Here is a 19,551-nt window from a genome sequence, read left to right as displayed (position 1 = left end):
CTAAAGTAAGCCAGGGGCATCAAATAGATTTCTCTGATTATGAATTAAATTGATTAAACAGATTATTCTTTATCTGTTCTTTTCGCATTTCTTCTTTCCACACGCATTTCTTTTCGGGATTCTTGGTAATCTTTTTTATCGTTTCTGCCATTTTCATTATCCAGTTCATCCGTCATTCCATTTGCTGCCATGCGCTTTTTAAGACGCTCATTTTCTGTGCGGAGTTTTTTCACTTCTTGATGTGCTCTGTATAGTCTGATAGCTCCTACTGCTGCAGTAATCAATCCTCCCATTAATACAGAAAAAAGAATAACCAGAATTAAAGGAGACTCCTGTGTCCAAAATAAATAGTTCACTGCAACAGGGTCCACATTGATTACAGCAAAAACGGCAATAATAATTACAAATATAATTGCGAGTATGACATAAACTTGTGCATTCATAAAACTTCCTCCATTAAAAAATATTTACTACCTGTTTATTACCCGATAAGGAATCATTTTAAGCATATTAATGAAAAAAGAGAGCTTCCATATTGCAAATGATACTGTACCCGGCAAGGTCCGTGATCAGACGTATTCGAATACATTACCATATTACCATGTTGAAAGCTCTCTTTTTCATCGCTCTTATCCATTTTATTTAAAGAGGATATTCAAAAAATCCAATACACATGACATAGTGAGTGTCCGTACTTCGGGCTTTTTGAATACGCACTCTAAGGTATTTATACTTGCGGTCCTTCCACTCGTTCTTTCTTTCTAAAGTCTACCGGCTTATCCTTCACTTTTCTGCCTCTCCATACTAACCAGATATGGGAAGCAAGGAATAGAGAAGAGTAAGTTCCGGCAATCAATCCAATTAAGAGAGCGAAAGCAAAAGCCCATATAGACGCAGCTCCAAGTACTAGGAACGCAACAACAGCAATAATAGTAGTGATCGATGTATTCATTGTTCGGATAAATGATTGAACAATACTCTTATTCACAATTTCTGCAAGCTTCTTAAAGGATTTGACTCTTTTCTCCTGACGAATGTTTTCCCTGATTCGGTCAAAAATAACGAGCGTATTATTCAAGGAATAACCGATAATCGTCAGAATTGCCGCTACAATGGTGACATCAAATTCAATTTGCGTGATACTGAAAGCCATCAGCATAAACAGGACATCATGCAAGAGGGCAATAATTGCTGTAACCCCAAAGAAGAATTCAAAACGTATGGCAATGTACGCAACAATAAATATGGATGCGATAGCAACTGCATAGATTGCATTTTTCACAAGCTCCTGACCGACAATTGGTGATACAACACTCACACTAGGCTCATGATCATAGATTTCCAGGAAGTGCTGCTGTACGGTATCCACTTCCCCTTCGTCAAGAACCGTGTCAAACCGGACAACTCCGATATCGTTATTTTCACCTGATAAATTCACGGAGCTGACTTCATAACCAAGCGTTGCAAATTCCGATTCTATTTCTTCTTCTGTCAAGCTTTGGTCAGCTACTACTTCTATTCGCGAGCCGCTTGTAAAATCAACACCCGGATTAATTCGAAAGATGCCAATAACGAGAGCTCCAATAATTACAAGTATTAAGCTTACAGCAAAGAACTTCCTGCGATGATTTGTAAAGTTAACCTGTTTTCCTAAAACGGTCGGCTCTGCTTCTTCGCCCTCTGCAATATCTTTGATTTGATTCTTATTGACACCAAGCCATGTCTTTCTTTTTTTCAAGAAGCCGCTTTGGACCCATAAAGCCAGAAGTCCCCTTGTGCCAAATACTGCAGTGATAAAGCTGACTAAAATACTGATAATCAGCATCGTTGCAAAGCCTTTAACAGAACTTGTCCCAAATATAAATAACACAGCAGCTGCAATTAAGGTTGTTATGTTAGCGTCTAAAATCGTTACAAAAGAGCTTTTATTTCCAGATTGAAAGGCAGCTTTCACCGACTTGCCGGCACGCAGCTCTTCTTTAATACGTTCAAACGTAATAACGTTCGCATCAACTGCCATTCCTACTCCCAGAATCAGGGCTGCTATTCCCGGCAATGTCAATACGCCATTCAGTAATTCAAAAATCAATACAACTAAGAATACATATACAGCCAAATTAATGGAAGCAATAATCCCGCTGAAGCGATAAACTACACAGAGATAAAGAACGATTAAAGCAATCCCAATCAGTCCTGCAATAACTGTCTCATTTAATGCCTGTTCGCCGAATTGTGCACCTACAGATGTAGAGAAAATTTCATTCATATGTACATCCAGTGAACCAGAATTAATGATATCTGCCATTTGCTGAGCCGACTCTACCGTAAAGTCTCCTTCAATCATGACATCACGAGAATGAATGGGCTCGCTTACTGCCGGCGCAGAGACAAATTTAGGATCTTCTTTCGTCACCTCTTCTGAAAAAGAATCCTCACCTTCCTGATAATCCATCCAGATTACTAAACGGTTATCTGTCATTTGGCTAATTTCTTCGGTTACTTCACCGAACTTAGATGCATCTTGTAATTGCAAGGTAACAATCGGCGCATTGGTATTCGGATTATAATCCTGACTGGCGCTTCCTTCTACAATATCAGATCCATCAAGGTACTCTTCATCATCAACATCCCTGAAAGACAATTGTGCGGATGTAGACAGCAATTCTCTTGCTTCAGCTTGGTTGTCAACACCTGCAAGCTGCACTCGAATCCGGTCATCTCCTTCTATATCGATAACCGCTTCACTTATTCCCAGTCGGTTCACCCGGTCATTCAGCGTCTGGACCGTCCCTTCCAGTAAACTACTTGAAATCTCCTGACCATCTTCAACAGGCTCTACTTCATATAAAACCTCAAAGCCTCCCTGCAGATCCAAGCCAAGGTTCACATTGCTTGCCAGATTACTAAACGTTGTTCCAATTACTCCTGCCAAAATTGCGATGACAAGAAAAAAGGCAACGATTCTGCCTCTTTTTTTCATCGTTTGCACTTCCTCCTTCATATATCAACCATTTCATACGTGTTCAAACGAGTATTATTTACCCGTTATCTGGTGAATTGCCTATAAGTGCTTCGATTGAAGCGGCTAAATCATCATTTTCATAGGATTGAATCGTTAAATAGCTTAAATAAACAGATGATTTCAAATGAAAAATATCTTGAACGATTTCATGTAACCTTTTTTCCGGTTCTCCGTTCCAGATTTTTACACAAAGACACTTCCACACGCCCTCTGGAGTCGCTTGTTCATAACCTAGCATTTCTAATTCTTCTTGTTTGCTTTTCAGTGCCGGATAAATCATTTCTTTCCATGTGTCTACATGTCGGCTGTCCATTTCATCCCACCATTTCTTCTTAAGCATCCTTGTTAATCACCATGAAGTACTTTCTTATTGTACGACTTTTTTATTCAACTGTCATGGTTTGTCCATTATACAGCATATATATCATTGTATATCAAATTTATTTTTTTGAGAAGGCGGGGCAACACAAATGACAAAACAATCCTTTATCCAAGGAGCATTGATTCTAATTATCGCCGGGATGCTGACCCGTTTTATGGGCTTCATTAACCGTATGGTCGTCGCACGCTTTATGGGTGAAGAAGGTGTCGGTCTCTATATGATGGCTTTGCCTACCTTATTTCTGGTAATGACGCTGACGCAATTCGGTCTTCCTGTGGCTATTTCCAAGCGTGTAGCCGAAGCAGATGCTCAAAATGATTCGAAAAAAATAAAACAAATCGTTGCCGTCTCCCTTGCGATAACTTTAAGTGCAAGTATCCTGTTTACTGTCATCTTGATTCTCGCAGCACCCATTTTATCGGATACCTTATTCACGGACAAACGTGTACTGCTTCCTCTAGTGGTGATTAGCCCGATTATCCCTATAGCTGCTGTCTCCGCAGTATTAAGGGGATATTTCCAGGGAAAACAGAATATGAAGCCGCAAAGTATCGCACAAGTTCTTGAACAAGTTGTACGGATTGCCTTCGTCGGTATATTCATATATATCCTTTTACCTTACGGGGTGGAATATGCAGCGGCAGGCGCTATGTTCAGTATTATTATTGGTGAATTCGCTTCTCTCTTATACATGATTCGAAAATTTCGTCAAAAAAGAAAGCTGAAAATACGCAAACACTTTACAGAAACAGTTTTATCCGGAAAAGAAACCGCAAAAGAACTATTATCTATTTCTATGCCTACCCTGGGGAACAGAATGATTGGTTCGATTTCTAATTTTCTCGACCCAATCATTATTGTCCAATCTCTTGCGCTGGCTGGAGTAACTACAGCTGTTGCAACGAAACAATACGGAGAATTAATGGGCTATACCATGCCTTTATTATTTTTACCGACTTTTATAACAAGCTCCCTGTCAATAGCACTTGTTCCTTCTATTTCGGAAGCTGCTGCCAAGAACCAAAAGGAACTGATTCATAGCCGTATTCACCAATCCATCCGAATTTCCTTTGCTTCAGGGGCATTAGCCACCATTGTAATGACTTTATTCGCTGCTGATCTGCTAAATCTTATGTATCGTTCGGATTCCGCTGCCCCGTTGTTGATTATTATGGCACCTTTTTTCTTATTTTTATATATTCAAGCCCCATTGCAGGCAGCACTGCAAGCACTTGATTTAGCCCGGCCGGCAATGTGGAACTCATTGATTGGAGTCATTTTAAAATTCGGAGCGATGATACTGCTGGCAACCAGTTCCAATTTAGGAATCCAAGGAGCAGCAATCGCTATCTGCGCAAATGTTGTTCTCGTTACTTTTCTCCATATTATGGTATTAAAAAAGGAAATAAATTATTTTCCTGCCTGGAAGGAGATTATCCGCATGATTATTTTATGCGGAACTACTTTCCTGCTGACGTTTTATATAAAAAACCAATTTTACACAGCCGATACAACTTTAATCTCGTTTATCCTGCTGCTCATCATTATTGCTCTAATTTATATGATATTGCTGATTCTATTACGATTTATTCGAAAAGAAGAATTAAGACAGCTGCCGTTTTTCTCTAAAAAGAAATAAATTTAGAGAATTTATCTGTCATTCTCCTATAAATATTTCTTCTAAATAAAATGTCCGGGCATAAATTTAATTAAGGGACAAACTCAGAGGAGATGAATCAATGGTAAAAATTCAATGGACATCCTTACTCTACGGTTGGATTATATTATTCGTTTTACTTTTTCTCACGAGCTTTGCATTGGGCTTGTTATTAAAATTCGTGGACATGACAGAATCAACTTTATCATGGGCAACCTTTGTCATTGGTCTGGTTATTTTATTCACCTGCGGAATAATTACTGGTTTAAAAGGAAAAGCAAAGGGTTGGCTTTTAGGAGTACTGGTTGGTTTAGGATTTACCGGATTTGTTTTTCTGGTGCAATTTCTCGGCTACCAGCAGGGTTTTACATGGACACAAGCAATGTATCACGGGTTTTATCTGATTGCAGCCATATTAGGCGGGATTATCGGGGTTAACTTTTCAAGTCCGGCTGAAGAAAATTGATTCGTAAACGATAGTAATCCATAAAAAAAAGCTAATGAATGTTACTCATTAGCTTTTTTCATTGATTATGCGTTTTGTTTTACTTCTCTGATTGCTGAACGGTCATATGTTAATTTTGTACCTTCTTCAGTAATTAACACAATGGTGCCTTCGTCAATCGCATGGATTTTCGCATGTAATCCACCGATTGTTATGATTTCATTACCTTTTTGCAGGCTATCTTGCATTTCTCTTACTTGCTTCTGACGCTTTTGCTGCGGACGAATAAGTAAGAAATAAAAAATAGCAAACATAAGTACGATCCATAAAATAGGTGTAACCATTTCCATATGTTCCAACTCCTTCCTAAAAGTTCTTTGGATTCTCTTGATTCAATCCATATTGTTCAAAGAATTCCTCTTTGAAATCACCAAGTCGATCATCTTTTATAGCAGTTCGGACTTGCTCCATTAATTTTAACAGAAAATGCAGGTTATGATAAGTCGTAAGTCGGAATCCGAATGTTTCATTGCATTTTATTAAATGTCGGATGTAAGCTCTTGTATAATTCTTACAAACATGACAGTCGCAATGCTCATCTATCGGTGAAAAATCACGTGCATATTTCGCATTCCGAACTACTAATCGGCCGTTTGAAGTCATGCACGTTCCATTTCTGGCAATCCGGGTCGGCAGAACACAATCAAACATATCTACGCCACGAATCGCCCCATCTATCAGTGCATCCGGGGAACCGACTCCCATTAAATATCTTGGCTTATTCGACGGCAATAGAGGTGTAGTAAATTCCAAGACATGATTCATCACATCTTTTGGCTCCCCAACAGATAATCCGCCAATTGCATAGCCGGGAAAATCAAGAGAAACTAAATCTTGAGCGCTTAGTTTTCGTAATTCTTCATATTCACCGCCCTGAACGATACCAAAAAGACCTTGGGTATCCGGACGCTTATGCGCCTCCAGGCAGCGCTCTGCCCATCGAGAGGTCCGTTCAACAGATGACTTCATATAATCATAGGTCGCCGGATACGGAGGACACTCATCAAATGCCATCATAATATCTGATCCCAATGCATTTTGAATATGCATTGCTTTTTCAGGTGAAAGAAACAGCTTCTCTCCATTTAAATGATTTCGGAAGTGTACACCTTTCTCTTCGATTTGACGCATATCGCTTAAGCTGAACACTTGAAAACCGCCTGAATCTGTTAAAATGGCTTTATCCCAGTTCATAAACTTATGCAGGCCGCCAGCCTCTTCAATAATATCTTCTCCGGGGCGCAGCCATAAATGATAGGTATTCGATAAGATAATATTTGCCTGCATCGAATGCAATTCTTCCGGACTCATTGTTTTTACTGTTGCTAGTGTCCCCACCGGCATAAAAGTAGGCGTATCAAACGAGCCATGCGGTGTATGGACACGGCCAAGTCTTGCCCCTGTCTGTTTATCTGTCTTTATTAATTCATACGTTATCGGTGTCATCATTTATCTTCCCTTTTCTTCAGCCTAAACATATCATAACGTATTTATACCTCGTTAGGCTAGATAATTAGCATCGCATCTCCAAAACTGAAGAAACGATAACGTTCTTTTACAGCCTCATGATATGCATGAAGCACCTCATCTTTCCCGGCCAGAGCACTTACAAGCATAATAAGTGTTGATTTGGGAAGGTGGAAATTTGTAATTAATCCATCAATCGCCTGATATTGATATGGCGGATAAATAAAAATATCTGTCCAGCCGCTCGTTTCTGCAAAGGAACCATCATAATCCCGGGCAATTGTTTCCAGTGTCCGAGTGGAGGTGGTTCCTACTGAAATAATCCTTCTGCCCTCTGCTTTGGCTTGATTCAAAGCGTCAGCCGCTTCTTCGGACATACGGTAAAATTCACTATGCATCGTATGCTCTTCAACAGAATCAACACTTACCGGCCGAAATGTCCCCAAACCAACATGAAGCGTAATAAAAATAATCTGGACGCCTTTTTCCCTTATCTGCTGTAATAATGCATCGGTAAAATGAAGACCGGCAGTCGGAGCAGCAGCAGATCCTTTTTCTTTTGCGTAAACCGTCTGATAACGGTCTTTTTCAGAAAGCTGCTCCTTAATATATGGCGGCAATGGCATTTCTCCAAGTTCATCTAATATTTCATAAAAAATACCCTGGTAAGAAAATTCGACTGTACGTCCGCCATGTTCTTTCGTGCCTGTGCAAACAGCCTTTAACAGCCCATCTCCAAAATCAATGACTGTCCCTTTTTTTACTTTTTTCGCCGGCTTTACTAACACTTCCCAACTGTCGCCTTCTTCCTGATGCAGTAAAAGAACCTCCAGCTTCGCACCTGTATCTTCTTTTACACCATACAGGCGGGCAGGCAACACCTTTGTATCATTCAAAACAAGGCAATCTCCAGTTTGAAGGTAATCTATTATATCTGAAAAATGCTGATGCTGTATTCGGCCTGTCTGTTTATCCAGCACACAAAGCCTCGATGCAGTCCGATCCTTCAGCGGTGTCTGCGCAATTAATTCTTCAGGCAGATCAAAATCAAAATCTTCAATATTCATGTCCATCCCTTACTTTCCTCTTATCATTAAAACCTATCTAAATCTGCTGATAATAAATAAAATCAGCGTTAATATGACACTAACAAGAATAGAAGTCATTAACGGAAAATGAAAGGTCATATTTCCTTTTTGAAACGTAAAATCACCCGGCAGCCTCCCGATAAAGGTCCAAATCAAGCCGATGATAATTAGCACGATTCCAGCAATAATAAATAATTTACCCATTACTCTTCCCCATTTATCATTGGTATTCCAAAATGTTCATAGGCTTTGGGTGTTACTTTTCTCCCTCTGGGTGTACGCTGGATAAAACCTAATTGAAGCAGATACGGCTCATATACTTCTTCAATCGTCTGCGATTCTTCACCAATCGTTGCCGCAATGGTATCCAGCCCGACTGGCCCGCCATTAAAGCCTTCTATAATCTCCGTTAACAATTTATGATCAATATGATCCAAACCGGCGTCATCCACCTGCAGCATTTTTAAAGCCTGTCTGGTCGTTTCAAAGCTAATTTCTGTTTCTCCTTTTACCTGTGAAATATCACGTACTCTTTTTAATAAACGGTTTGCAATACGCGGCGTTCCCCTCGATCTGCGGGCAATCTCTATAGCCGCATCTTCTGAAATCGTCATATGGAATATATCGGCTGTACGCATAACAATTTGACGTAAATCCGCCACATCATAGTATTCCAGACGGCTGAGTACACCAAACCGGTCACGCAGCGGCGCACTCAAGAGCCCAGATCGTGTTGTTGCTCCTACCAGTGTAAAAGGCGGCAAATCAATCCGGACACTGCGCGCACTTGGCCCGCTCCCAATTACAATATCAATAAAGAAGTCTTCCATAGCAGGATAAAGCACTTCTTCCACAGATCTCGGGAGACGATGCACTTCATCAATAAATAATACATCTCCAGGCTCCAAAGAAGATAGAATTGCTGCTAAATCTCCGGCTCTCTCTATTGCCGGGCCAGAAGTAGACCTGAATTGCACACCCATCTCATTAGCAATAATAGAAGCCAGTGTCGTTTTACCTAACCCCGGCGGCCCGAACAGCAATACATGATCCAGCGGCTCTTCACGCATTTTAGCTGCTTGGATAAAAATACTTAAATTTTCTTTTACCTTTGGCTGACCAATGTAGTCCTCTAGCTGTAACGGCCTTAAACTTTGCTCTATCGACACATCCTCATCATGCAGGTTTCCGTCAATCATACGTTCATCCAAAAGGAACACTCCTTTCTATTATTTTGCTAACAGACTAAATGCTTTGCGAATAACCTCGTCTGTATTCGTGAGCGTCTTATCTGATTTCAGCTGCGGTGTGATTTTTTTCAGCTCACTTGTGGTAAAGCCTAATGATTTTAAGGCATCCAATGCTTCAGACACAATTTCACGCCCGCTAGTGCCTGCTGCTTCTCCGGAAGTCTGTTCCTCTGTATTTTCTATTGCAAAATCATGAACCAGCTTTCCTTTTAAGTCTAAAATAATCTGGCGCGCTGTTTTTTTTCCGACCCCTGGAAAGGTTGTTAAAAATTTTTCATCTTCATTTTCAACCGCCGCAATAAAGCCTTGAATATTCACGCCGGCTAAAATCGCCAAAGCTCCCTTAGGACCGATGCCTGACACTGAAATAAGCTTCGTAAATAAATATTTCTCATCTGTATTCCGAAAGCCGAATAAAATTTGTGCATCTTCTCTGACATGATGATGCGTATGTATTTGGACTTGCTGATTCATTTCCGGTTCAAATACGTAGGGATTGGGGCAAATCAGCTCATACCCAATCCCATGTACATCCACAATGACAGCATTATCTTTTATCGTCGTAAGCTTTCCTTTTATATATGCAATCATATTGAGCTCCCTTTATTTTAAGTGCGTGTTCATAAAGACCAATAAATAAGAACAGGTCGTCTAATAATGTGCCAGAACGTAGGTGTTCATAGGAAAAAATCTTTTCCCCGCCGTGTCATTTTTTATGGACTTTTTGAACATCCTCTTTAAACAGAATCAATGAATAAACTTCTATTTAGGATAAATAGAAGTTTATTCATTCGACTCCAGATTATGATGAACATCTTGAACATCTTCACTTTCTTCTAATGCATCCACTAACTTCATCATCTTCTCTTCATCTTCCGGAGATAAAGAATTATAATTTTGCGGAATGAAAGTGACTTCTGCATCAGCTAACTTATAAGACTGCTCCTCCAAATAAGAGACAACATCCTGGTAATCCTCGGGGCTCGTATAGATTTCATAAGCTCCATCCTCTATACTGACATCTTCTGCACCGGCTTCCAGTGCATCTAAAGTCATCGTATCTTCATCGATAGTATCATCTTCATTTTCAACGACAATGTAGCCTTTACGATCAAACATAAAAGATACACTTCCATTTTCACCAAGATTTCCGCCATTTTTCTTAAAAGCGTGTCTGATTTCAGCCGCAGTACGGTTTTTATTATCTGTTAACACATTTACAATAACCGCAACACCGCCGGGGCCGTAGCCTTCATAGGTAATTTCCTCATAGGTGGCGCCATCCAGCGTGCCGGTTGCTTTTTTTATATTTCGCTCTATATTATCATTAGGCATATTATCAGCCTTTGCTTTATCCACAGCTGTTCTTAAAGCAGCATTGGTATCCATATCTCCGCCGCCGCTTTTCGCAGCAAGATAGATATCCTTCGCATGCCTCATAAAAATTTTACCTTTTTTTGCATCCTGTGCATTTTTTCTCTTCTGTATATTTTTCCATTTGGAATGTCCAGCCATTAGACATACTCCTCTCTCGAAACTCTTTTTTTACTATATCAAAAAAAGTCCCATCAGAAAAGGAAAACCGTCTTTTTTCCTTAGCTACTCGAACAGATTTTCAAACATACGTTCCATATCTTCTCCCATTTGGTTTGCTTCATCACGTGCATAAAAATCTTTAACTTGCTCCCACTTTGCCACATCATTATAGATAAAAAGCTGTTTATCTGTATCCAGAATTTGTTCGATTTCCTCACTTATTTCTTCAAAATCACGCTGATCTGTCCCTTTCTTCATTTGAACAGCAACAACCACTCGATCTCTTCCTGTAACAACCCGAACATCTTCTGCATCAACATGCTCGCTGACCAATTTTTGAAATGCAGCTGATTCTTCCCGGTCAAAATTCTCTAATGACGGGGCCTTTGTTTGCTTTTCAGCATCATTCTCCGAGGTTGTTCGGTTTCTGTTTTCCTCATAATGAATTGGCTGAACAGATTGGTCATTGCCTGCATTTTTTTCTGTAGCTGTATCGGTATCTGAACAGCCTGTTAATATTATCATGGTGAACACTGCATAAACTATATATTGTATTTTAAACATAATAAAAATCCTCCCTTATACTTTAGTATGGATAAGGAAGGATTTTTCACACCTTTTTTATCAAAACTTTTACGAGCTGGAATCATGTTTATCGTCAGGCTGTTCCGGAAAAAATGGCGGCTTTGGATAGAATGTATTTCCATGTGAATTAGATAACGGCGTCTGATGAGGCTGAAAATAGTGTCGATTTTCAGAGAATTTCGGACTCTGTTCCTGCGGCTGCTCCAAAAATGATGCTGATGTTGGCAGATGATTAGCTTTATTAGAAGACAACGGTTTATCATTATCGGACTGTTGTTTAGAATGCAATGCTCGGTTCGTTACTGACTGATAAGACTCAGGCATCGGCGTTTGCTGACTTGCTTCATTTACAGACGGCTGCTGCTGATAAGGCATCATGTCTTGAAACTGCTGAGGAGCTGCTTCAAACTGTGATTCATTAAAACCAGCCGGAATCGGGGCAAAGCTCCCTTGCATCGGCGGTAGTGGTTGCTGTCCTCCACAGCCGCAGTCTCCCGTCGGCGGCATCATTGGAAATCCTTGCTGCATTCCCGGATGAACAGGATACGGGTGATACGGATGTACCGGCGGATGCATTGGCGGACAAGGTATATAAAACACTGGCATCATCTGCGGTAAAAACGGCATAGGTTCACAAGGCATCGCTGCCGGCTGCTGGTAAGAATCAAAGTCAAATACAGGCTGTTGCTGTTCTGGCGCTTGTGTTTGCGGTTCGGTCTTACTTGCCGGCTGCTGCTCTTTAGCTGGTGCTGTTTTTTCTTGCTTATGTTCTTTAGGCTTCGGCGGCTTTGGCATTTTAGCTGGTTTCTTTTCTGTTTTCATTTCCTTTTCTAAAATAGGCATAGCAGGCGCCTGTGGCATTTGAGGCATTTTGGGCATCACTGCTTCAAATTGTTCCTTTTTCTTTTCTTTTTGATCATCCTCTTTTAAAACAGCAATTGGTGTCGGTGTTTTATGCTTATAAGGATGCTCTTCTTTTTTCTTTTCTTCTTTTTGCACCGGTTTTTTTTGTTCTTTCTTGGTTGTTTTTGTCTCTTCTTTGGAAACCGGCGTCATTTGTTCTTTCTTGGATTTCTTTTCTTCCTTAGATAGTGGTGCTGTCTCTTCTTTTTTAGATGTACTTTTTTGTACCGCTTTTTTTGATCCGGGTATTTTGATCTTCATTCCAGGCATTAGTTTCTCCGGGTCAGCCAAATGTGAATTTACCTTTTTTAATTCCTCAAAAGAAGCATTATACTTCTCAGCCAATTTCCACAACGTATCTCCAAGCTGCACAATGTGTATTTTCAAAAATAACGAACTCCTTTCCCTTTCATGATTGAAATGGGCTAATGCTCTATATCAGCATATGCATGAAACAGAAAAAAGTTGCACATGTATGGTTACATGCTTGTTCATTTTCAAGCTTTCAATCCAGCATTTTATATTGATAAAGAAATATGCCAAATTTTTTATTTCATATTCCTCACAGAAGAGACGACCTGTCAAAATAGTGTCCATATCCATAAATGTTTCAATCTGATTTGTACATACTAACCAGAGAAAGCATCGTTTAAATAACGTTTCTTGTGTCGGGTATTTATTTGGACACGCTCCAATCATAGGTTTTGTTTTAGTCTGGAGTCTGTTTTCATGCTGGCCGTAAATGTTATAGCGTCTGAGATGAGTCGTTCATGGCAGAGATTATTTTTTATGCTTGCTTAGGAAACTGGATTCTAAAAAATAATAAAAATCATTGTAGGTATTTTTTAAATACTGGAAGGAGAAAATTATGAGCAACCCCTCTAAAAAAAGGAAAATATCTGATGTTTTCATTTATGCCTCTATTGTTGTAGGTATTTTAGTGATACTTGGTGCAGTATTTCCAAATCAATTCGGACAAATTTCCGGAAACGTATCCTCCTGGATCACGAACTATTTTGGCTGGTATTACATGATTCTTACTGCGATTCTTGTTTTCTTCTGTTTATTTCTTATTTTCAGTCCTATAGGAACTTTAAAATTAGGGAAGCCAAGAGATAAACCAGAATTCAATACAATTTCTTGGCTTGCCATGTTATTCAGTGCCGGGATGGGGATTGGATTAGTGTTCTATGGTGCCTCTGAGCCAATTTCACATTATATTGCTCCACCTACAGAAGATCCAGAAACCAATGCCGCGATGCTTGAGTCGATCCGCTCCACTTTTTTACATTATGGGTTTCATGCCTGGGCGATATATGGCGTAGTTGCTCTTTCTCTCGCATATTCCCAGTTTCGAAAAGGAGAGGTCGGACTATTATCTAAAGCCCTGCGTCCATTATTCCATGATCGTGTGGACGGTATATTCGGCACTGTCGTAGATGTATTAGCCGTTTTTGCAACTGTAATTGGTGTTGCCGTATCGCTCGGTGTCGGAGCTTTACAAATCAATGGCGGGTTAAACTACCTGTTCGGTGTGCCTAATAACTCAATCGTTCAGGGGATCATTATCGCTATTGTAACGGTGCTATTCCTTATCAGCGCCTGGAGCGGAATAAATAAAGGGCTTCAATATTTGAGCAATGCAAACATGGTGTTAGCCGGCATCATCTTTCTTACTATATTAATTGTTGGACCAACTATTCTAATCTTAAATATGATGACAAGCGGAGCAGGCTCCTATCTGCAAAATCTTTTGTATAATTCTTTAGACGTCGCGCCGCTAAATGCTCAAAAGCGTGAATGGATGGCTGACTGGACGCTTTATTATTGGGGCTGGTGGATGAGCTGGAGTCCATTTGTCGGCATCTTCATCGCCCGTGTTTCCAGAGGCCGGTCAATTCGAGAATTTGTTTTGGCTGTAATGCTTGTTCCTACAATCATTAGTATTTTATGGTTCAGTGTATTTGGCGTTACAAGTATTTCGATTGCCCAAAGTGCTCCGCAAATCTTTAATATGGGCCCGGAAACGCAATTATTTGCAGTTTTCAATGAAATGCCGCTGGGCACCATTTTATCCATTGTTACAATTCTGCTCGTAACCATATTCTTTATAACTTCTGCGGATTCAGCAACTTTCGTTTTAGGGATGCAAACATCCTTTGGGTCTTTAACTCCAGATAGGAAGATAAAAATTATTTGGGGGATTGCATTATCAGCCATTGGATATATCCTTCTTTTGGCAGGCGGAGAAAATGGCCTCGATGCACTGCAGTCCGCCGCAATAACCGCTGCCTTGCCATTCAGCATCGTGGTTATATTGCTGGTGATATCCTTCTTTAAAGTTGCTAACGAGGAAAGGAAATTTTTAGGTTTATCTATAACGCCTAACAAAAAAAGAATGCAGACATATCTGGAAAATTCCCCAGAGGAATACGAAAAGAATTTAGAAACATACCGGGAAAAGAAAAAAGACGATACCAAAGGAATATAAAATAAAACTTCACTCAGCGGGAGTTTTACGGACGGTTCTCCGTGGTAAATAAGTATGCAAACAAATTAAATTCTGTGGACGCCTCTCAGCTTGCTTCTCCGTCAGACTCTGTGCTGTTGCATGCTTAGGGACAGGTTCTGTTATGAAAGATTTTTGAACACTGATTAGATGCTTAAAAAGTGCTGGGAAGAAAATAACTCAGCGCTTTTTCTTGTACCGTTTTATTTTATCCCGGGCTGTCCGCCTGAACAGAACCTGCAAACATACAGGCACCTTAAAAATGGTTTTCTTTTTTCATTGGACAGTTCATTTATTCTGTTGAAGGCGCATTTTGATATAAAAATGTTTTCTTTTATCTTATAGAGGTATATAGATATAAGGGGATATCCTGAAACAAGAAGCTTAATAAAATTTAAAATCCATTCTTACCGCTGTACAATAAGGCTTTCGCTTTATTTTTATCCAGATTGCAGTTGATTTTATGATGGTTCCTTGTTAGGATATGAAAGTCTATAAAATACAAAATTCAAATTTGTATTTAGGATTGTTTTAAATACGGGAAGGAGCAAATTATGAGTAAAAACTCATCAAAAAGAAAAATGTCTAACGTTTTTCTTTACGCCTCTATTGTTATTGGCATTTTAGTAATACTTGGAGCAGTTTTTCCAGAAGGATTTGGAAACATTGCAGGTAATTTATCAGATTGGATTACAGAATATTTTGGCTGGTATTACATGATTCTTACAACCATCCTCGTTTTCTTCTGTATTTTTCTTATTTTCAGTCCAATCGGAACGTTAAAGTTAGGAAAACCAAAAGATAAACCAGAATTCAATACCGTTTCTTGGCTTGCTATGTTATTTAGTGCCGGGATGGGAATTGGGTTAGTGTTCTATGGTGCGTCTGAGCCTGTTTCGCATTATCTTGCTCCGCCAACAGCGGATCCAGAGACGAACGAAGCGATGCTTGAATCGATGCGCTCTACTTTCTTACACTATGGCTTCCATGCATGGGCTATATATGGTGTTGTAGCATTGGCACTCGCATATTCTCAATTTAGAAGAGGGGAAGTTGGACTTTTATCCAAAGCATTACGCCCGATATTCCACGATCGCGTTGATGGACCATTGGGCACCGTGGTAGACGTTCTTGCAGTTTTTGCAACCGTAATCGGTGTTGCCGTCTCACTTGGTGTAGGTGCTTTGCAGATTAATGGCGGTTTAAACTACTTAATCGGTATACCTAATAACATATTCGTACAAGCAATTATTATAGCTGTGGTAACAGTGCTGTTCTTAATCAGCGCTTGGAGCGGTTTAAGCAAAGGAATCCAATATTTAAGTAATGCAAACATGGTATTGGCCGGAATTTTATTTCTAATCATATTAATTGTCGGACCGACTATTTTAATCTTGAATATTATGACCTCCGGCACTGGCGGCTATCTGCAAAATTTCGTATATAATGCTTTAGATGTCGCACCGCTGAATCAGCAAAAAAGTGATTGGATGTCCGACTGGACGATTTACTATTGGGGCTGGTGGATGAGCTGGAGCCCGTTTGTGGGAATCTTCATTGCACGTGTTTCCAAGGGTCGTACAGTACGTGAATTTATTCTTGCTGTATTGCTGGTTCCTACAGTAATAGGTATTATATGGTTCAGCGTATTTGGAGTCACTGGCATCTCTATCGGTCAAAGTACTCCACATATATTTGATATGCCGCCCGAAACACAATTGTTTGGAATTTTCAACGAACTTCCAATGGGCGTGATACTATCAATTATTGCGATTCTGCTTGTATCCATATTCTTTATAACCTCTGCCGACTCGGCAACTTTCGTTTTAGGAATGCAAACCTCCTTCGGGTCTCTGACACCGCCTGGAAGAGTGAAAATTGTTTGGGGAGTTTCCTTATCAGCTATTGCATTTATTCTTTTATTAGCGGGAGGAGAAACTGGTCTTGACGCATTACAATCAGCTGCGATAACAGCTGCTCTGCCATTTAGTATTGTAGTCATATTGCTGGTTATATCCTTCTTCAAAATTGCTAATGAAGAAAGAAAATTCCTGGGGCTAACGATTACACCGAACAAACAGCGGGTGAAAACTTATCTGGAAACATCGCCAGAGGAATATGAGAAAAAATTAGAAACGTACAGAGAAAAGCAAAAAGACGATACAAAAGGTATATAAGCAAGAAAAAAGTGCTGGGCGTAATCACTCAGCACTTTTTTCTTTTGTTCTCCTATATTCTGTTTGCAAATTGTTACCTATCTTTTATTTTAAAATATTATATTATCGCTGTTATCACTTCTAAACTTCAAATAGGGACAGGACTTTTAACTTATAAGATATCATAAACAGAATATGATCCCAAAATTGTAACCTGGCATCCTAATGCTTCCAGTTCAGCCTTTACACCGGGAAGAAGAACGTCATCATAGGCTTGATTCACATCAATAATAAAGAAATAATTGCCTAATCCTGTTTTCGTAGGCCTGGACTCAATCTTAGATAAATTCAATTTACGCCACGCAAAGGCAGAAAGAATTTGATGCAGTGCTCCTGCCTGGTCACTTGGCAGCGTAATTAAAAGCGTTGTTTTATCACCCTTGGCTTCGCTTTTGATTTTAACCTTCTCCGGCTGGTGAGAAAGGACCAGGAATCGGGTATGGTTATTTGGATAATCATGAATATTTTCTTTCATTATTTCCAAGCCATACTCTGAAGCTGCTGCCCGATTTCCGATAGCTGCAATGGGCTGATCAGAATTGCTTACGATTTCAGCCGCTTTCCCCGTTGAGGAAGTAAAAGCAATTTTGGCATTATGTAAATTCTGGTGCAAATATTGATGGCACTGAGCAATAGCATGACTATGCGAATGCACCTCTTCTATATCGGATTCTTTTTGAACTATATCACTGCGCACCAATAAATGCTGTTGAATCGGGACAACGATTTCTCCCACTACAGGGATCCGCACTTGATGAATCAAATAATCCACCGTCAATTGTACAGTTCCTTCAATAGCGTTTTCTAACGGAACAACTCCAATATCAATTTCTCCTTTATCTACGGCATCGATACATTCTGGGATTGTTTTAAAAGCTTCTTTATGTTCTCCATTAAACGTTGCATCTACTGCTAATTTTGTAAATGTTCCTTTGGGGCCTAAATAACCAATACTCGTCAACTTCATTTCCTCCTAAATAGAAAAATGCAAAGCACCTGTTAAACAACGCCGAAACTTGAGCCCCTGTTCATTTAGAGCGGTTTAACTTTGATCTGTCCGCACCTGCAGGCTTGCAGGCTGCTAAGTTTTTCCGCCGGGGCTCATGTGTTATTTCTTCGTTTTTGGCGCTTGGAACTGAAAATTAAAATCTATTCAATAAAATCAAATTCATAATCTAACAGCCGAACCGTATCACCGTCTTGTGCTCCGCGCTCACGAAGCGCTTTATCTACACCCATTCCTCTTAATTGGCGTGAAAAACGCTGAACAGCTTCATCATGTTGGAAATCAGTCATTTTAAATAATGTTTCGATTCGATGTCCATAGAGTACGTATGCACCATCCGGATCTCTTGTGATATGGAAAGGATCCTCTTCCTTCTGGTAACGATAAACAACCGTTTCATCCGCCTGCTCTATCTCTGGCTCATATTTTGGAATCTCTTCCAGCTTATCTGCCACTGCAAATAATAAATCTCTCAGACCATCCTTGGTAACAGCTGAAATTTTATATATCGGAACTTCTTCCCCAAGGTTTTCTTTGAACCCTGCTAAATTCTCTTCTGAACCCGGCATGTCCATTTTATTGGCAGCGATGATTTGCGGTCTTGTTAAAAGCTTCTTATCATACGCCGCCAGCTCTTCATTAATCTTAATATAGTCTTCATAAGGGTCGCGTCCTTCTGTCCCTGCCATATCAATCACATGAACAATAACTCTTGTACGCTCCACATGGCGCAGGAATTGATGGCCCAATCCAACCCCCTGGGAGGCGCCCTCTATTAAACCGGGTAAATCGGCCATCACAAAGCTGCGCTGGTCTCCTGTGTCCACAACACCCAGATTTGGAGCAATCGTTGTAAAATGATAAGCAGCAACCTTTGGCTTAGCCGCACTGACGACAGACAATAATGTAGACTTTCCAACACTTGGAAAACCGACCAATCCCACATCAGCAATCAGCTTCAGCTCTACTTTAATATTACGCTCCTGCCCCGGTTCACCGTTTTCTGCCATATCGGGAGCTGGATTACGCGGACTGGCAAACCTTGTGTTACCTCTTCCTCCCCGTCCGCCTTTTGCGATAACAGCCTCTTGCTCGTGAGTTGTTAAATCGGCTATTACTTCTTCTGTATCTTCATCGATTACAGTTGTTCCGGGTGGTACTGGAATCACATAAGCAGCAGCATTTTTACCGTGCTGGGTTTTACTCATTCCGTTTTCACCGCGTTTACCTTTAAAATGACGATTGTAGCGAAAATCCATTAATGTATTTAAACCTTCATCTACCTTAAAGACGATATCCGCTCCATTACCGCCATCTCCACCTGCGGGGCCGCCTTTTGGAACATATTTCTCCCTGCGGTATGCAACAAGTCCATTACCGCCGTCTCCGGCTTTCACATAGACACTTACCTGATCAACAAACATG

18 protein-coding genes are annotated in these 19,551 nt (G+C 40.2%); 4 read left to right on the top strand and 14 right to left on the bottom strand.

The genetic code is table 11. From position 1 onward, the window contains the following. Positions 1 to 62: 62 nt before the first annotated feature. From ACFO3P_RS19165 to ACFO3P_RS19155, 3 genes are all read right to left on the bottom strand, one after another. Entirely contained in the window at positions 63 to 443 is a 381-nt protein-coding gene (locus ACFO3P_RS19165; RefSeq protein ID WP_289584811.1) for a LapA family protein, read from the bottom strand. Positions 444 to 727: 284 nt separating this feature from the next. Next, a complete protein-coding gene (gene secDF / locus ACFO3P_RS19160; RefSeq protein ID WP_042534351.1) occupies positions 728 to 2,980 on the bottom strand; it encodes a protein translocase subunit SecDF in 2,253 nt (750 codons plus the stop codon). 58 nt (positions 2,981 to 3,038) lie between these two features. Then, complete coding sequence (locus ACFO3P_RS19155) at positions 3,039 to 3,362, bottom strand: post-transcriptional regulator (RefSeq protein ID WP_226894692.1); 324 nt, start codon at positions 3,360 to 3,362, stop codon at positions 3,039 to 3,041. A gap of 130 nt (positions 3,363 to 3,492) precedes the next feature. Here ACFO3P_RS19155 and spoVB point away from each other — a divergent pair, with 130 nt between their 5' ends. Then, a complete protein-coding gene (gene spoVB / locus ACFO3P_RS19150) occupies positions 3,493 to 5,043 on the top strand; it encodes a stage V sporulation protein B (protein ID WP_042534353.1) in 1,551 nt (516 codons plus the stop codon). Between the two features lie 100 nt (positions 5,044 to 5,143). Next, on the top strand, positions 5,144 to 5,527 hold the full coding sequence (locus ACFO3P_RS19145; protein WP_042534355.1) for a TIGR04086 family membrane protein: 384 nt from the start codon (positions 5,144 to 5,146) through the stop codon (positions 5,525 to 5,527). Positions 5,528 to 5,592: 65 nt separating this feature from the next. On the opposite strand, the gene yajC is transcribed toward ACFO3P_RS19145, so the two are convergent. The 9 genes from yajC to safA all read right to left on the bottom strand — a co-directional run bounded on the left by yajC (position 5,593) and on the right by safA (position 12,782). Beyond that, the gene (yajC, locus tag ACFO3P_RS19140; protein ID WP_042534357.1) at positions 5,593 to 5,856 is read right to left on the bottom strand and encodes a preprotein translocase subunit YajC; all 264 of its coding nucleotides are present in this window, start codon (positions 5,854 to 5,856) and stop codon (positions 5,593 to 5,595) included. A 16-nt stretch (positions 5,857 to 5,872) separates the two neighbouring features. Continuing rightward, a complete protein-coding gene (gene tgt / locus ACFO3P_RS19135) occupies positions 5,873 to 7,012 on the bottom strand; it encodes a tRNA guanosine(34) transglycosylase Tgt (protein ID WP_042534359.1) in 1,140 nt (379 codons plus the stop codon). A 59-nt stretch (positions 7,013 to 7,071) separates the two neighbouring features. Next, complete coding sequence (queA, locus tag ACFO3P_RS19130) at positions 7,072 to 8,100, bottom strand: tRNA preQ1(34) S-adenosylmethionine ribosyltransferase-isomerase QueA (RefSeq protein WP_379542597.1); 1,029 nt, start codon at positions 8,098 to 8,100, stop codon at positions 7,072 to 7,074. 33 nt (positions 8,101 to 8,133) lie between these two features. Continuing rightward, complete coding sequence (locus tag ACFO3P_RS19125) at positions 8,134 to 8,325, bottom strand: DUF2905 domain-containing protein (protein WP_042534363.1); 192 nt, start codon at positions 8,323 to 8,325, stop codon at positions 8,134 to 8,136. After that, positions 8,325 to 9,332, bottom strand: a complete 1,008-nt coding sequence (ruvB, locus tag ACFO3P_RS19120) for a Holliday junction branch migration DNA helicase RuvB (RefSeq protein WP_042534365.1) — start codon at positions 9,330 to 9,332, stop codon at positions 8,325 to 8,327. Before ruvB ends, ACFO3P_RS19125 begins: the two co-directional genes overlap by 1 nt. Before the next feature lie 18 nt (positions 9,333 to 9,350). Continuing rightward, positions 9,351 to 9,962: a Holliday junction branch migration protein RuvA gene (gene ruvA / locus ACFO3P_RS19115; protein ID WP_042534367.1), complete on the bottom strand. Its 612-nt coding sequence runs from the start codon at positions 9,960 to 9,962 to the stop codon at positions 9,351 to 9,353. A 192-nt stretch (positions 9,963 to 10,154) separates the two neighbouring features. Continuing rightward, positions 10,155 to 10,886 carry a YebC/PmpR family DNA-binding transcriptional regulator gene (locus ACFO3P_RS19110; protein WP_042534369.1) on the bottom strand — a complete coding sequence of 244 codons (732 nt, stop codon included), beginning with the start codon at positions 10,884 to 10,886 and terminating at the stop codon, positions 10,155 to 10,157. An 84-nt stretch (positions 10,887 to 10,970) separates the two neighbouring features. Next, complete coding sequence (locus tag ACFO3P_RS19105) at positions 10,971 to 11,471, bottom strand: YhcN/YlaJ family sporulation lipoprotein (protein ID WP_256704750.1); 501 nt, start codon at positions 11,469 to 11,471, stop codon at positions 10,971 to 10,973. A 69-nt stretch (positions 11,472 to 11,540) separates the two neighbouring features. Further along, the gene (gene safA, locus ACFO3P_RS19100; RefSeq protein WP_256704751.1) at positions 11,541 to 12,782 is read right to left on the bottom strand and encodes a SafA/ExsA family spore coat assembly protein; all 1,242 of its coding nucleotides are present in this window, start codon (positions 12,780 to 12,782) and stop codon (positions 11,541 to 11,543) included. Between the two features lie 481 nt (positions 12,783 to 13,263). Between safA and ACFO3P_RS19095 the strand changes: the two genes are divergently transcribed. Beyond that, entirely contained in the window at positions 13,264 to 14,886 is a 1,623-nt protein-coding gene (locus ACFO3P_RS19095) for a BCCT family transporter (protein WP_256704752.1), read from the top strand. A gap of 572 nt (positions 14,887 to 15,458) precedes the next feature. Then, on the top strand, positions 15,459 to 17,081 hold the full coding sequence (locus tag ACFO3P_RS19090; RefSeq protein WP_042534374.1) for a BCCT family transporter: 1,623 nt from the start codon (positions 15,459 to 15,461) through the stop codon (positions 17,079 to 17,081). A 151-nt stretch (positions 17,082 to 17,232) separates the two neighbouring features. On the opposite strand, the gene pheA is transcribed toward ACFO3P_RS19090, so the two are convergent. Next, complete coding sequence (pheA, locus tag ACFO3P_RS19085; protein WP_042534376.1) at positions 17,233 to 18,087, bottom strand: prephenate dehydratase; 855 nt, start codon at positions 18,085 to 18,087, stop codon at positions 17,233 to 17,235. Positions 18,088 to 18,269: 182 nt separating this feature from the next. Then, positions 18,270 to 19,550, bottom strand: coding sequence for a GTPase ObgE (gene obgE / locus ACFO3P_RS19080; RefSeq protein WP_256704753.1), 1,281 nt, complete (start codon positions 19,548 to 19,550; stop codon positions 18,270 to 18,272). Position 19,551: the final 1 nt, after the last annotated feature.

This window comes from Oceanobacillus aidingensis, from assembly GCF_042654105.1.
In the GTDB taxonomy this organism is placed as follows: domain Bacteria; phylum Bacillota; class Bacilli; order Bacillales; family Amphibacillaceae; genus Oceanobacillus; species Oceanobacillus oncorhynchi.
Note: the sequence above shows the minus strand (reverse complement) of the source record. Positions and strands in the feature narration are given on the sequence as shown.

What these genes read in the sequence shown, in the direction of transcription:
- ACFO3P_RS19095 (WP_256704752.1), top strand. Translation starts at nt 13,264, where the DNA reads ATGAGCAACCCCTCTAAAAAAAGGAAAATATCTGATGTTTTCATTTAT.
- tgt (WP_042534359.1), bottom strand. Translation starts at nt 7,012, where the DNA reads ATGACACCGATAACGTATGAATTAATAAAGACAGATAAACAGACAGGG.
- ACFO3P_RS19090 (WP_042534374.1), top strand. Translation starts at nt 15,459, where the DNA reads ATGAGTAAAAACTCATCAAAAAGAAAAATGTCTAACGTTTTTCTTTAC.
- ACFO3P_RS19105 (WP_256704750.1), bottom strand. Translation starts at nt 11,471, where the DNA reads ATGTTTAAAATACAATATATAGTTTATGCAGTGTTCACCATGATAATA.
- pheA (WP_042534376.1), bottom strand. Translation starts at nt 18,087, where the DNA reads ATGAAGTTGACGAGTATTGGTTATTTAGGCCCCAAAGGAACATTTACA.
- secDF (WP_042534351.1), bottom strand. Translation starts at nt 2,980, where the DNA reads ATGAAAAAAAGAGGCAGAATCGTTGCCTTTTTTCTTGTCATCGCAATT.
- ACFO3P_RS19155 (WP_226894692.1), bottom strand. Translation starts at nt 3,362, where the DNA reads ATGCTTAAGAAGAAATGGTGGGATGAAATGGACAGCCGACATGTAGAC.
- spoVB (WP_042534353.1), top strand. Translation starts at nt 3,493, where the DNA reads ATGACAAAACAATCCTTTATCCAAGGAGCATTGATTCTAATTATCGCC.
- obgE (WP_256704753.1), bottom strand. Translation starts at nt 19,550, where the DNA reads ATGTTTGTTGATCAGGTAAGTGTCTATGTGAAAGCCGGAGACGGCGGT.
- queA (WP_379542597.1), bottom strand. Translation starts at nt 8,100, where the DNA reads ATGAATATTGAAGATTTTGATTTTGATCTGCCTGAAGAATTAATTGCG.
- ACFO3P_RS19165 (WP_289584811.1), bottom strand. Translation starts at nt 443, where the DNA reads ATGAATGCACAAGTTTATGTCATACTCGCAATTATATTTGTAATTATT.
- yajC (WP_042534357.1), bottom strand. Translation starts at nt 5,856, where the DNA reads ATGGAAATGGTTACACCTATTTTATGGATCGTACTTATGTTTGCTATT.
- ACFO3P_RS19145 (WP_042534355.1), top strand. Translation starts at nt 5,144, where the DNA reads ATGGTAAAAATTCAATGGACATCCTTACTCTACGGTTGGATTATATTA.
- ruvA (WP_042534367.1), bottom strand. Translation starts at nt 9,962, where the DNA reads ATGATTGCATATATAAAAGGAAAGCTTACGACGATAAAAGATAATGCT.
- ACFO3P_RS19125 (WP_042534363.1), bottom strand. Translation starts at nt 8,325, where the DNA reads ATGGGTAAATTATTTATTATTGCTGGAATCGTGCTAATTATCATCGGC.
- ACFO3P_RS19110 (WP_042534369.1), bottom strand. Translation starts at nt 10,886, where the DNA reads ATGGCTGGACATTCCAAATGGAAAAATATACAGAAGAGAAAAAATGCA.